This is a genomic window from Rhizobium sp. BK313 (assembly GCF_014193655.1).
In the GTDB taxonomy this organism is placed as follows: Bacteria; Pseudomonadota; Alphaproteobacteria; order Rhizobiales; family Rhizobiaceae; genus Rhizobium.
Genome location: NZ_JACHZQ010000001.1, coordinates 1,993,056 through 2,005,554 on the forward strand (window position 1 = coordinate 1,993,056; position 12,499 = coordinate 2,005,554).

General features: G+C 58.1%; 15 protein-coding genes and 1 tRNA gene. 11 read left to right on the top strand and 5 right to left on the bottom strand.

The genetic code is table 11. The features are described 5' to 3' along the window. Window positions 1-60 precede the first annotated feature (60 nt). The 4 genes from FHT86_RS09520 (at window position 61) to FHT86_RS09535 (ending at window position 4,466) form a co-directional block, all read left to right on the top strand. Window positions 61-1,623: an undecaprenyl-phosphate glucose phosphotransferase gene (locus tag FHT86_RS09520; protein ID WP_133706563.1), complete on the top strand. Its 1,563-nt coding sequence runs from the start codon at window positions 61-63 to the stop codon at window positions 1,621-1,623. Then, window positions 1,620-2,879, top strand: a complete 1,260-nt coding sequence (locus FHT86_RS09525; protein WP_133706564.1) for an O-antigen ligase — start codon at window positions 1,620-1,622, stop codon at window positions 2,877-2,879. The genes FHT86_RS09520 and FHT86_RS09525 overlap by 4 nt, the downstream gene beginning before the upstream one ends. Further along, window positions 2,876-4,081, top strand: coding sequence for a glycosyltransferase family 4 protein (locus FHT86_RS09530; protein WP_133706565.1), 1,206 nt, complete (start codon window positions 2,876-2,878; stop codon window positions 4,079-4,081). Before FHT86_RS09525 ends, FHT86_RS09530 begins: the two co-directional genes overlap by 4 nt. Before the next feature lie 130 nt (window positions 4,082-4,211). Continuing rightward, window positions 4,212-4,466, top strand: coding sequence for a DNA-binding protein (locus FHT86_RS09535; RefSeq protein WP_246779416.1), 255 nt, complete (start codon window positions 4,212-4,214; stop codon window positions 4,464-4,466). Window positions 4,467-4,469: 3 nt separating this feature from the next. Here FHT86_RS09535 and FHT86_RS09540 read toward each other — a convergent pair whose 3' ends face one another. Together FHT86_RS09540 and FHT86_RS09545 are read right to left on the bottom strand one after the other, a co-directional pair. Continuing rightward, the gene (locus FHT86_RS09540) at window positions 4,470-5,489 is read right to left on the bottom strand and encodes an alpha/beta hydrolase family esterase (protein ID WP_246779417.1); all 1,020 of its coding nucleotides are present in this window, start codon (window positions 5,487-5,489) and stop codon (window positions 4,470-4,472) included. Between the two features lie 212 nt (window positions 5,490-5,701). Next, the gene (locus FHT86_RS09545) at window positions 5,702-5,914 is read right to left on the bottom strand and encodes a hypothetical protein (protein WP_133707121.1); all 213 of its coding nucleotides are present in this window, start codon (window positions 5,912-5,914) and stop codon (window positions 5,702-5,704) included. Between the two features lie 486 nt (window positions 5,915-6,400). Here FHT86_RS09545 and FHT86_RS37935 point away from each other — a divergent pair, with 486 nt between their 5' ends. The 5 genes from FHT86_RS37935 (at window position 6,401) to FHT86_RS09570 (ending at window position 8,737) form a co-directional block, all read left to right on the top strand. Beyond that, window positions 6,401-6,556 (top strand): hypothetical protein, encoded by a 156-nt coding sequence (locus tag FHT86_RS37935; RefSeq protein WP_246779418.1) that lies wholly within the window; start codon window positions 6,401-6,403, stop codon window positions 6,554-6,556. Between the two features lie 91 nt (window positions 6,557-6,647). Then, the gene (locus FHT86_RS09555; protein WP_133706568.1) at window positions 6,648-7,322 is read left to right on the top strand and encodes a thermonuclease family protein; all 675 of its coding nucleotides are present in this window, start codon (window positions 6,648-6,650) and stop codon (window positions 7,320-7,322) included. Window positions 7,323-7,500: 178 nt separating this feature from the next. Then, a tRNA-Pro gene (locus FHT86_RS09560) sits at window positions 7,501-7,577 on the top strand. 580 nt (window positions 7,578-8,157) lie between these two features. Then, window positions 8,158-8,460: a hypothetical protein gene (locus tag FHT86_RS09565; RefSeq protein WP_133706570.1), complete on the top strand. Its 303-nt coding sequence runs from the start codon at window positions 8,158-8,160 to the stop codon at window positions 8,458-8,460. A gap of 52 nt (window positions 8,461-8,512) precedes the next feature. Further along, window positions 8,513-8,737: an Sf3a2-prov protein gene (locus FHT86_RS09570; RefSeq protein WP_133706571.1), complete on the top strand. Its 225-nt coding sequence runs from the start codon at window positions 8,513-8,515 to the stop codon at window positions 8,735-8,737. 262 nt (window positions 8,738-8,999) lie between these two features. Here FHT86_RS09570 and FHT86_RS09575 read toward each other — a convergent pair whose 3' ends face one another. Further along, entirely contained in the window at window positions 9,000-9,389 is a 390-nt protein-coding gene (locus FHT86_RS09575; protein WP_133706572.1) for a BA14K family protein, read from the bottom strand. Between the two features lie 181 nt (window positions 9,390-9,570). Between FHT86_RS09575 and FHT86_RS09580 the strand changes: the two genes are divergently transcribed. Further along, window positions 9,571-9,831: a hypothetical protein gene (locus FHT86_RS09580; protein ID WP_133706573.1), complete on the top strand. Its 261-nt coding sequence runs from the start codon at window positions 9,571-9,573 to the stop codon at window positions 9,829-9,831. A gap of 102 nt (window positions 9,832-9,933) precedes the next feature. On the opposite strand, the gene FHT86_RS09585 is transcribed toward FHT86_RS09580, so the two are convergent. Continuing rightward, window positions 9,934-10,263 carry a hypothetical protein gene (locus FHT86_RS09585; RefSeq protein ID WP_133706574.1) on the bottom strand — a complete coding sequence of 110 codons (330 nt, stop codon included), beginning with the start codon at window positions 10,261-10,263 and terminating at the stop codon, window positions 9,934-9,936. A gap of 316 nt (window positions 10,264-10,579) precedes the next feature. Then, complete coding sequence (locus FHT86_RS09590) at window positions 10,580-11,680, bottom strand: porin (RefSeq protein ID WP_133706575.1); 1,101 nt, start codon at window positions 11,678-11,680, stop codon at window positions 10,580-10,582. A 398-nt stretch (window positions 11,681-12,078) separates the two neighbouring features. On the opposite strand from FHT86_RS09590, the gene FHT86_RS09595 reads away from it, so the two are divergent. Beyond that, window positions 12,079-12,366, top strand: a complete 288-nt coding sequence (locus tag FHT86_RS09595) for a hypothetical protein (protein ID WP_133706576.1) — start codon at window positions 12,079-12,081, stop codon at window positions 12,364-12,366. Window positions 12,367-12,499 lie beyond the last annotated feature (133 nt).

The following is a 12,499-nucleotide window of genomic DNA, read 5'->3' on the forward strand; positions in this document are numbered from 1 at the left end:
GTAAGCGTTTCTTAGCTCATATCTGCTAGGCAATCTCCGGTAACGACCGGATGAATTGCCATGAACCATATCGAAAAGTCCGAGCAATTTAACTTGGACAATATTCGCAAGCAGGTTTCGGAAATCCGCACTCGCAGTGCTGAGGAACAAGGCGCCGATTATCAGGCCGGCGACATAAACGCTTATGCCCGTCAAATCGCCGAGCAATTTCGCGAAGACAATCAGACGCCGGCGATCATCATCGGACAATACCGGCTTTTCGAATTCCTGTCGTTGCTTGCCGTCGGGCTTGCAGTTATCTTCTTCCAGACCACGCCCGGGACTTATCCCTTCCTGTCGCAGGCAGTGGTAACGATCGCGCTCTGCGGTCTCGCCATCGTCTTCCTGCAAGTGGCGGACGCCTATCAGATCCCGATATTGCGTGCGCCACACCGTTTCCCGCACCGCATCCTGGTGTCATGGGTGGCCGCGTTTGCGGTGATGGCCCTTGCACTGCTGCCCTTCGATCTGCGCCATATCTATTCGATCCGTATGCTCGCGATCTGGCTCGCTGCCGGCACAGCCTTCCTCGTGGTCGCGCGAGCGGTGTTTGCCTATGGCATCCGCCACTGGGCGCGCAACGGCATCATGGAAAGACGCGCCGTCATCGTCGGCGGCGGTGAGCCTGCCAAGGAACTGATCCGCGCGCTGGAGCACCAGCCCGACAACGATATCCGCATCTGCGGCATCTTCGACGATCGCGGCGAGAAACGCTCGCCGGTGATGGTCGCCGGATACCCGAAACTCGGTACTGTCGCCGAGCTGGTCGAATTTGCCCGGCTGACACGCGTCGATATGCTGATCATCGCGCTGCCGATCAGCGCCGAGGACCGTATTCTACAGCTCCTCAGGAAGCTTTGGGTGCTGCCTGTCGATATCCGCCTGGCAGCGCATGCCAACAAGTTGCGCTTCCGTCCGCGCGCTTATTCGCATGTCGGCGCAGTGCCGATGCTCGACATCTTCAACAAGCCGATCCGTGATTGGGACGGCGTCGCCAAGCGCATCTTCGATGTCTTCTTCAGCCTGCTGGCGCTCTGCCTGCTCTGGCCGATCATGCTTGGTGCCGCAATCGCCGTGAAGACGACGTCGAAGGGGCCGGTCTTCTTCATGCAGAAGCGCCATGGCTTCAACAACGAGATCATCAACGTCTTCAAATTCCGCTCGATGTACACCAATTTGAGCGACCCGACGGCCCGCAATGCCGTAACCAAGAACGATCCGCGCGTTACACCGGTCGGACGTTTCATCCGCAAGACTTCGATCGACGAATTGCCGCAGCTCTTCAACGTGCTGCTCGGCAGCCTGTCGCTCGTCGGCCCGCGCCCGCATGCGGTGTTGGCGGCAAGCCACAACCGCATTTATGCCGATGTGGTCGAAGGCTATTTCGCCCGCCATCGCGTCAAGCCCGGCGTCACCGGCTGGGCGCAGATCAACGGCTGGCGGGGCGAGATCGACAGCGACGACAAGATCAAGTTCCGCACGGCTTACGATCTCTACTACATCGAGAACTGGTCGCTGTACTTCGATCTGAAGATCTTGTTTCTGACGCCCTTCCGTCTTCTCAACACGGAAAACGCCTATTGACCGCGATCGATCTCCCCTATCAGCGCGTCGACCGGCCTCAGCTCGCAGCATTGCGGCTGATCGGCACGGCTTGCGTTGCCTTCGGGGTCTTTCTGTCAGGCTTCGTTATCGCCGAACCGGCGCCCTATGAGCTGTGGGTCGCCTTTCTCATCGGCGTCTGGTTCGTCCTCGGCCTGAAAATCTCGCGCAATGTTGCGCCGCTCCTGGCGCTGTTCCTGACCTTCAATGTCGGCGGCATGCTGTCGCTGACACAGATGCGCGACCTCGGCGGCGGTCATCTCGACGGACCGATCTATGTCGCCGTCTCTACCTTCCTGGCGCTGAGTTCCGTCTTCTATGCCGCAATCATCGAAGACAGCGAAAAGCGGTTGAAGCTGATCTTCAACACCTGGGTCGTTGCCGCGCTGATCACAGCGAGCCTCGGCATTCTCGGCTACTTCCACGCCTTTCCCGGCGCTGAAATCTTCACCCGCTACGATCGCGCCATGGGCGTGTTCCAAGACCCGAACGTCTTTGGTCCTTACCTGGTGACACCGACCATCTATCTCATGCACGGCATCCTGATCGGCGACCTGAAGAAGGCGCCGATCAAGGGGATAGGTCTGTTCGTTCTGGCCTTCGGCATCTTCCTCTCCTTCTCGCGCGCCGCCTGGGGATTGTTCGCCTTCGCTTCGGTGGCGCTGATCTTCTGCATGCTGTTGAAACATCGCAGCAATGCCTTCCGGCTACGCATCCTGGTGATGTCGCTGACGGCGATCATTCTCATGGTCGTCCTCCTAGTCGTCGCGCTGCAGTTCCATCAGGTCAGCGACCTGTTCTCGACGCGCACGCAACTCGTGCAGGACTACGACGGCGGCCATCTCGGCCGTTTCGAACGTCATCGCCTCGGTTTCATGTTGTCGATGGAAAGGCCGCTCGGCATCGGCCCCCTGGTCTTTTCCACCCTCTTTCGGGAGGACGAGCACAATATCTGGCTGAAAACACTGACCACCTATGGCTGGCTTGGCTTTTTCTGCTGGGTCAGCATGATCTGCTGGACCGTCTATATCGGCTTCCGCAACCTTTTGAAGGAACGGCCCTGGCAGCCCTACGTGATGATCGCCTGGATCGTCATTCTCGGCCATGTCGGCATCGGCAACGTCATCGACACCGACCATTGGCGCCATCTCTACATGCTTATCGGCATCGTCTGGGGCTGCGGGGCGCTCGAGCAACAGTATCAGCGTAGCTTGGCCCGAAGGGAAGCAGCACCGTGAACATCAACGTCGGCTTCAAACGCCTTTCGCTGCTGCAAGTTCTCGAACCAAGCGGCGGCGGCTCCGGGCGGCACTTCCTGGACCTCTGCCGCGCCATGCAGCGCCGCGGCCATTCGGTCACGGCGATCTATTCGCCTCTGCGCGCCGAAGCGGCTTTCGTCGCGGAGTTGGAAGGCATGGGCCTCGACAGCGTCATCTCTCTCGCCATGCGGCGTGCGCCGGGGCCATGGGATGTCACCGCCTGGTGGCAAATTCGCCGGATCATTGCTCAGCAGGGGCCGTTCCATCTGGTTCATGGCCACAGCTCCAAGGCGGGGGCGCTCACGCGACTGAGATTGCCGGGTCCGCATATCCCGGTGATTTATACACCGCATGCCTTCCGCACCATGGACCCGACACTCGGATCAAGAGGCCGGATGATCTATGGCGGGATCGAAAGACTGCTCGGCACCTGGCTATCCGATCGCCTGATCTGCGTGTCCCGCGACGAATACAATCACGCGCTGTCGCTCGGCATTCCGGAGGATCGGCTGCGTATCGTCGTCAACGGCGTCAGCGCACCCCCATCCGGTCAACGCGCCGCCATCCGTGCACGCTATGGGATACCGCAGGACGCTCTGCTCTTCGGTTTCGTCGGCAGGCTGACGCCACAGAAAGCGCCGGAGCGACTCGTCGAGGCCTTTGCCCGCATCGCGACGGACTTGCCGCAGGCGCACCTGCTTATGATCGGGATAGGCGAACTGGCCGACACCGTCAGCGGCATGATCAAGGCCGCCGGCCTCGAAGATCGCGCCCACCTCGATGGCGCCATTCCCGGCGCCACCGCGGTCGACGCCTTCGACGTCGTCGTCATGCCGAGCCGCTACGAGGCAATGTCCTATGTCATGCTGGAAGCTGCGGCGGGCGGCAAGCCACTTCTGCTGACCGATGTCGGCGGCGCGCGCACGGTGATCGAGCCCGGTAAGAACGGCTATATCGTCGCCAACAGCGACGATCCGTCGGAGCTGGCGGCGGCGATGACGCGTTTTGCCGACTCCAAATTACTGCGAAGCTTCACCGCCGAAGCACGGCGGCGCAAGGACGGCTATACGCTCGCCGGCATGGCCGATGCGACCGAGGAAATCTACTTCGAATTACTTGGCTATCGCGTTCCTAACCTCCTAAGAACGCCGGAGAAAGTGGTGCTGCGCAGCGCTTCCTGAAGGATGTCCAAGGCGCGGCAGGATCTGATGTCTGCGCACAATTCGTTTCCGAAAATCAGTTCCGATTTTCGGGGTTATGCGCTAGATTTCAACCATGATAACTTCAGCGCAAATACGTGGCGCGCGCGCCATGCTGGGACTTACGACAGAAATACTCGCTACCGACAGCAAGCAATCCATCGCGTCAATAGAAGCGCTGGAAACGGATGTCAGTTCGGTGGATGCCAAGGTGGTGGTCGCGGTGCGTGCCGCACTCGAAGCCCGGGGTATATCGTTCATTGCAAGTGGCAGTGACGAAGCCGGCGGCGCCGGCATTCGTTTCAAGCACTGGGATCAAGATGGTGGCATCCGGCCGGAAAATCTGAACGCCACCAACGACGACTAGCGCTTAAGCCAGCCCCCAACTCCGAACCAGTTGCTCCGGCGCAGAAACGGCGGCCGGCAAAATGAAGCGCTCGGTATCGTTGGCCGGCTCCCTGCCCTCGATGACGGGACCGATCGGTAAGCCGTGACCGAAGTCGTTCAGGGTCACCAGTTCCAGCACCATGTCGCCGTAGTCGTTACGCCATTCGCGCCGCTCGCCGCCTTCGAACAGCCGCAACCGGCCCTTGGTCTGCGGACGTCCATGCACGGCCAGCCACTGCGCGACCGACGCTTCGGCATTGCGGAACGATACGACGTTGTCATCAGTTCCGTGCCAGATGGATATTGCCGGAAAACGGGCGGCATCCGGCGAGACTTCGCGGACGAGTTCCGCCCATTTTTCGGCAGGGCGGACAGCGGCTCTATTCATCACATCCAGTGCGGACATGGCATCGCGGGCAGCGCCAAAAGGCAGGCCACCGATGATGGCACCGGCTGCAAACAGATCCGGATAGGTAGCAAGCAGCGCCGAAGCCATGGCACCGCCGGCCGACAGGCCCATGACGAAGATCTTGCTGTCGTCGATTTTGTGAAGCTGGCGACTGAAATCGATCATCTCGCGAATCGAACCCAGTTCGCCGCGATCACGGGTCACCAGGCTCGGGCGGAACCAATTGAAACAGAGATTGGCGTTGTTGGCGAGCTTCTGCTCGGCATAAAGCACAGCGAAACCATGCTGACGCGCCAAGGCCGTCCAGCCGCTAGCGCGATCGAAATCCTCGGCATTCTGGTGACAACCATGCAAAACGACCACCAGCGGCATCGGACCTTCGACGCCCGGCGGCACATATTCCAGCATGCGCAGGTCGCCAGGATTACGCCCGAACCACAGGACCTCCGTCAGACGCTGCGGCACCAGTCGCGTGGATACGCGCCGGCGTGCCGGTTGCGATTGCGGCCGCGTCACGGGAAATTTGAGCTGTGGCAACTCAACGGAATCAACGAGCATACGGCGAAGCCGGCTCGGAACTTTGAAATTCATCATGGACCTTTCAAATTATCCGCGCCCACCGTTGTTGATTTTGTTTGGCGGGCGGCCGCACATTGACCCCGCAGGGGCCGACGACATCGAGCAATCGACTCTGTTTGTGCGATGCAGCAAATATAAGGCGGCAAAGCGGATTCGAACAGGCACAAAGCATCATTGCTGCTATGTGAAATTGGCTTAAATCGATTAGATGGCCGACAACGAAAGTGTCAGAGATAGGCTCTTGCAAGCGCGACAAGCTTCGCATCTTCCTTCACGCCCTGGCGATAGAGCTGGATGATCAGTGCGCCAAGGCGCTCGGCTTCAGGGCTGCGGGAACTGATCCCGCGATCTTCGCAGACGGCATCCAAGACCTTTTCCAAACGATCCAAATCGTCTGAAAACAGGGGTAAATCCTGAGGGTGGATGGAGGTTTCCAACATAGGCGCCGCCTTGTCCATCGGGCAGCACGCAAATACGGTCGCCGGTGCCCGCTTTATAACCGGCGATAACAGAAAGTGACTATGCGCTTTGCTCGGGGGCTTGGCAAGGAAGGTTTTGTGGGCGCGGCCTTTATGTTGAAGCATTCCTGACTCGCAAGAATACACGCCACAACCCTCACTGTATTACAATTTTAAGTTACACAATCACGAAGCCTTCATCGAAGCCTGAGATAAGAAGCCGAAGAAACGGAGGCTTCCTATGAAAAAGCGCATGATCCCGGCAGCATTGCTCCTCCTCAGCGCGGCGGCGCCCGCCTTTTCACAGTCCCTTTCAGCGTTGCCGTTGCGCAATCCGCACCAAATTCCCGACGGCTATATTTCCGTGCAATCCGGGATATCGCTTTCCATCCCGATCACGGACGGCAACGATGAAAAGCAGCAGCAGGACGCAATCAAATCCTTCGTATTGCCGCCAGCAACTGCACCGTGCTGCTCGACACGATCGCGGATGATTGCCAGATCAACGGCCTTTCCAGCAATACCGATGTCACCAACATCGACGGCCGCGGGCTGAAGCTAATGGTGCGCGGCCAAGTCACTATGGCGGTAAAGCTGAAGCCAGCCGCCAACGCCTCGAAGTGAAGAAGGGTCCGGCGCAGCGCCGACAATTGAAAAGCCAACGGATCGGTAAGAAATCTTGGCGATAATTCCCCGGTAATCGAGGAATGAAGCCATGGCAAAAGCGAAACGGCGCACGCGGCGCAAGCCACAGTCCAAAACGGGCAATTCGATGTGGCTATGGGGCATAGTCGGTCTGGGGGCCGTGGCGGGTATTTTCGCCTATGAGCATCGCAGGGATATGCCGTCATTGCAGGCCTATGCCGGCACCATCGGCGTTCGGCATGTGCCGCAGGATACGCCGTTGCCGACCGCCAAGCCCAAAATAAGAACGGCTGTCGTCGTTCCCGAACACCCGGCTTCGACCTTGCCAGTCCCACCCAATGTCATTCCCGTTGCAGTGCCGGCGGACCGGACACTGGTCGCCGCCCCGCCTGAAACCACCGGGCGATTCGGCCTATGCGGCGGCGAGGCCGGTATAAACTGTGTCGTCGACGGTAACACTTTCTGGCAGAACGGAATCAAAATCCGCCTGGCGGACATCGATGTACCTGATATCGAGCCGTCCCATTGCGCCGGCGAGCGGCAAAAAGCCACCGCCGCGAAACTACGGTTGCAAGCCCTTCTCAACGGCGACACCTTTGTGCTCTCCGCCAGTGGGCGCGGCGACGACCAACACGGCGGCAAATACCGCATCGCCATGCGCGCCGGCCGGTCCATTGGCGATCAGCTGGTTGCTGAGGGGCTGGCCCGCCGCTGGACAGGGCAGACGGCGTCGTGGTGCAGCTAAGTCGGTGATTGGAGGGCAAACAAAAATTCGGCCTATGATCGTCGCGCGAAACTTTCGCAGGATGGCACGCAGCAACTATCCTGCCGCACTGCTTGTTCCATTTTTATTCCGGCGACTGCATTTTCCACTTGCATCCTGAAAGCCGAAACCATAAACGAAACAGGCCTTTTCGGCAGGTCGGGGCGTAGCGCAGCCCGGTAGCGCACTTGACTGGGGGTCAAGGGGTCGCTGGTTCGAGTCCAGTCGCCCCGACCATTTATCTCCTTGATATCCCTGGTTAATTTGGTTTTCACCGAGCGGTGGGCCGGAAAAGACGAAACCAAAAGCACACAAAGTGCGCGTTTTAGAAAACGCAAAGTCCCGAAAATATCTCGAACAAGATGCTCACAGTTCCGCGTTCGTTTCAGTCGATGGTTTCCCAATTTCGTAGGGGAGAAATCGTATCGCTGAGATCGTTTGGCTTTTCGACAGTAGTGTCACACGAGATTGGACGAGGTTAGACGGACACTCCCCGTACCGCACCATTTTTTCATCGTCGGAACCTTTGTTGCAGCCAAAGGTTTATGGTGTGGAGGAGTATAACCATGAGCAATGATCTCAATCGACCAAGCCCAGACCTGAGAACTACGCCGCTTTCACGCCGCCCTCCTTGGGCGCAGTGGGTGGTTATCTTGGGGGCTATTATCCTAGCCGCATTGGCGTGGAGCTTCTGGCCTCGTACCAGCCCGACGGATGCAACGCCTCCGCCGGCCCAGACCACCACGACGCAGCCACCGGCAACAGCGACGCCGCCTGCGACGGCCCCTGCTCAGCAATGAGAGAAAGCCCGCCAGCAATGGCGGGTTTTACGCTAAGGTTCACGGGGTCCCTTGATGTTTCTGAACGTCATCACGATATTTTAGAGATGATTGACATTCAGCCGCCGCCCGTCGGGCAAACGGACCCTGATCGCTATTCTTGGTGCCAATTCGCACTCCATTCCGCCTTTGCGGAAGTGGCGAAGCGCGCCGTCGCGGCCGGATGGAACGAGCGGGAAGTTGCCGCAGCTCTCGTTGATTTGGCCGATCAACACATGCTGGGCCTGGTCACGATGGGTGAACTTGAGGCGATTATCGAAGCGATCAAAAAACAGTCCTGATAATCCAAGGGCGGAGAAGGCCTGCGGTATCGTTCTCCAGGGAGATGAAATTATGGCAAAGCATGAGGACCAACCTCTCATAGCCGAAGCTCCCCACGATGAAGAGGCTGCCGCGTACGCGTGTGGAATAGAAGCTGGAAAAAAACAGAGCGAACCCGAAGAGAATCCGTATCCGGAAGGCAGCCCACAGGCGAAGGCATTCGAGCACGGATATCTGGATGGACAAAAGATCAGAAGCGACGACAAGCCGCCCGGCAACATAAACGTTCGACCCTAGTTTTTATGTTTGCCCCTGCAGCTCAGGATATATGCGTTGGCAACTGGGGCGTGAGCCCGTCGCAACTACCGACCGCCGGTCTGCGGCAGCTTTTTATTGCCCTCAGGCAAGCATCAAGGCGGCCGAGCGAGAATAGTTTGTCTATATCTTCTCGTTTGCCTGACCATCCATCTCCTTGATATCGCCGGTTGGCTCCATAGGAATATCCTTTTGGGGCACCGCTAACGATACGAGCGATGCTTTTCGTTGACCACCAGTCGGCTCACCGGCACACCCGCCGCGGTCCGTGACTCGGTTGGTATGTATTGTCCGAGGCGCGGTAGGATGGGTAGCGGTCGGCGCAGGCCTGTGCGCGGCCGCTGTAATAGCCTTCCGTGCGCTGCCTGTTGAAGAGCGTACCGGTCACGAAGGACTTGAAGAGCACGCCGCTGTCAGAGTCATCGTCATAGTAGCCGTCGAAGCCATGGATCTGATGGCCGCGCCAACGGCTGTTGTTGTGGCAGTGTCCATGGTCGTGGACCTGGATAATGTCGGATTTATGCTCCGGTACCGAGAGCGTGGGCATGATGATGGCGCCGGCAGGCATGGCTACGCTTGCCGCCAGCAATACACCAAAACCCGCAGCCGCTATCAATCTGGTGATCGTTCGCATGTGTCACTCCTTCAAATTGCAACGGCGGCGGATCCAAGCAAATCTGCGTGAAAAAACCTTGCCGCCGACCACTCCGGCATTACTTCTATATAGTGGCTTGGAGCCGCGCTCACAGATGCTTTTCCGTCTTTCTTCCAGGGCGGATTTTCATTGAATAAGAAGTGATTAGAAAGTTACGGCGATGAAGCCCCTGATTGCCCTCCTGCTATGCGCGCCGCTGCTGGCTGCATGCACGACAACCGAACAATCCCTGCAACCGATTCCCGGCAGCATCACCTATCGCGGTCAGCCGCAAATGAAGCTGACACTATCGCCTCCAGGCACGCGGATGCAGCACCATTTCGTCAATCAGTGGGGACAGGATGTCTACGAAACCTACATCATCCAGCCGGATCGCAGTCTGAGGCTCGTCAGCAGGGAAGTGATGACCCGACCGTTCTAGCGGTTCAGCTTTCCACTAAATCGTGAGCAGAACCCGGCAAAAAAACTCCGCCGACGCGGTGTCTGCGGAGTTTTCGTTTTTCAGGCGGGCTGATCGCCAAGGCTACCAGCAGCGATAGCAACGATGGTAGTAGGGACGGCCGTAATAGCCGTGATGGTAATGATCGTCGCTGACCGCAGCGCCGACGAGAACGCCGCCGATGATGCCGGCAGCAACGCCTGCGGCAGCCTGGTTTTCGGCCTGCTGCGCCTGGGCCCGGTTGGCCTGGTAGGTGGTACCGACGCAGCGGCCATAACGCTGAGTCCCCGGGCGCAGACCCTGGGCCTGACAGGTCATTTCGGCACTGGCAGCAGATTCCTGCGGCGTCTGGCAGCTAGACAAAATGGTCGATATGGCGAAAAGACTGATCGCCATGGCAGCACGTATGCGCATACTCTTCTCCGGCAATTTAAAGTGTTGTTTCTGCGCAGCGGAGTACAGCCAAGGGTACGTAAGCGCAAGCCTCCCCTTACCAACTAGTTAACCAGATGACACCATCGGTGCGGCATATTTCGATTGCCACGCAGCGAAGCCGGCCGAGGAGGGATTTTACGACCCGGCGCCAACAAAACGACTTTAAAAACAAAGGGCCCGGCACTGTGGCCGGCCCCTTCTTCCATTTTCCAATCTTATATCTGTGGCCGCATGAAATGGCAGCGATTTGCGAAATCATGCGCCAATGATCGAAGATCGGTCCAATCAGATTTGATCAGAAATTCCGCTCGAAACGGAGGACGCCGGCAACCGTATCATCATTGATGAAGTCGTAGTGCATATAGGTCAATTCCGGTTCGATGAGCAGGTGCTGGACTGGGTTGAACCTGACGTTGGTTGTCGCCTCGAACATCTTCGAGTCGGTATAAGCGAGCTGCAGGTTCCACTTCAGCTTGTCGTTTATCGGTACACCAATGCCGCCCCATACGGCCCAATCACCCCAGCCGCACTTTGCCCCATGGACAACACCATCAGGGGTCGTGCAGGCCGATTCATCCTGATAGGAGCCGGCATACTGGTTGAGCTTATCGCCATCCGTATTCCAACCGCCCATCAGGAACGCTTCCACGCCGCCGAACTTGGCATCGATACGGGCCTTGATAGCGCCTTCCTCGACGATGGAGTCGTAGCCGCCAACGACCTTCAAGCCCAGCGTGCCGGTCGTGTAGCCCAGGCCGGCGACGACGTTGGGCGCATAGTGGTCGGCCTTAGAGGTAACCCAAGCGCCGCCGTAGCTATCCGAGTCCGACGTCGAATTGCTGTCTTCCAACGAAATGACGCCAGTGAAGCCGTTGCCGCCATCATAGTTGTAGGTCAACTGGTTGAGTTCATACGGACCGTCATAGATCGCGTCGTCGTTGATGACGTCACCGGCATATCCGGCATAGAGGTTGTACTGCGAGTCAAGCTTGCCGACGGTGAAGCCGCCGAGACTGATATTGGCAAACAGCAGCTTCGAAGCGGTATCTCCTCCGTCATTCCATTCCCAGCGCAGGATAAGATTGGTCTTCAGGGCACCATATTCCGTGTCCGTCGCCGTATCGACATTCAACTCGGTGCGATCATGCCAGAGCGTGCCGACCTTGCTCTTGGGATTATAGGCATCGTACCATTCGCCTTCCGTGCGGACTTTGCCGCCAATCTTGAGGCAAGTGTCCGTGCCGGGAATAAAGAAATAGCCGGTACCGTAGGCATCGCAGATACGCACATATTGCAGCGGCTCGGGTTCGGCCGCAACGATGGCGTCCGCAGCATGGGCGCCGGTCACCGCTGCCATTGCAGCAGCGGAGCCGAGAAGAAGGCTCTTGATGTTCATGGTGTCTCCATTCGAATGTCCACCAGGAATGGGCTTGCGGCGGACAGTGTCGGGCCGCCCCATTAACCTGATCTAAGTCCCCCTCATGGTGAGGGCGAAGCAATGAAGCTTCGACGCCGAAGCTGGACCCGGCACCGGGACCTTGCAAGTTAATAAGTAAGGCATACTAATTGTCACATTAATGTAGAATCCTATAAGTGACAAAAATATCACTTACATTTGCCCTTATATGTAGCAATTGCTCACAATGAAGCGTCTAGGAATTGTCATCCTTCATCAGCAACGTATTTTAGTTGTGTTGAATGATCGCGATAAATAAATACAATCCGCGGGCCGGGATTACCGTGTCTCTGACAGCCGAACGCCGGTGCAGATGACCAGATCAGCAGGAAAAGCTCATGTTTTTCAGGATTTTAAGCGTATCTCTCCTCACCGTCGGCATGGTCACGACGGCAATGGCGGAGTCCAACGGCCGTGGATTTGGCGGCGATCGCGGCGGCTGGGGCGATAGTCCGGGCGCGGACGACTACGGCAACTATCGCAACACCATTACCGGTGGAGGCGACACGAGCGACACGGACGAAAAAGACCCGAACGCGTGCTGGACGCTGCCCCGCTCCGCCGACGGCAAATCGATCGTTGCGCCAAGCCAGGCAAATCCGGTCGTTCCACGCAGGTGTAACTGATCTCCCAATTCGCAGATAGGCGGGGATTTCGGCAAACGGTCGATCCGCCTCCAGGCGCCAGCCGAACCCACCTGGTTGCGCGGCGTTCAGCGCGCAATTCCAGGCGCTGCGTCAGCGACATCACAAACATCAG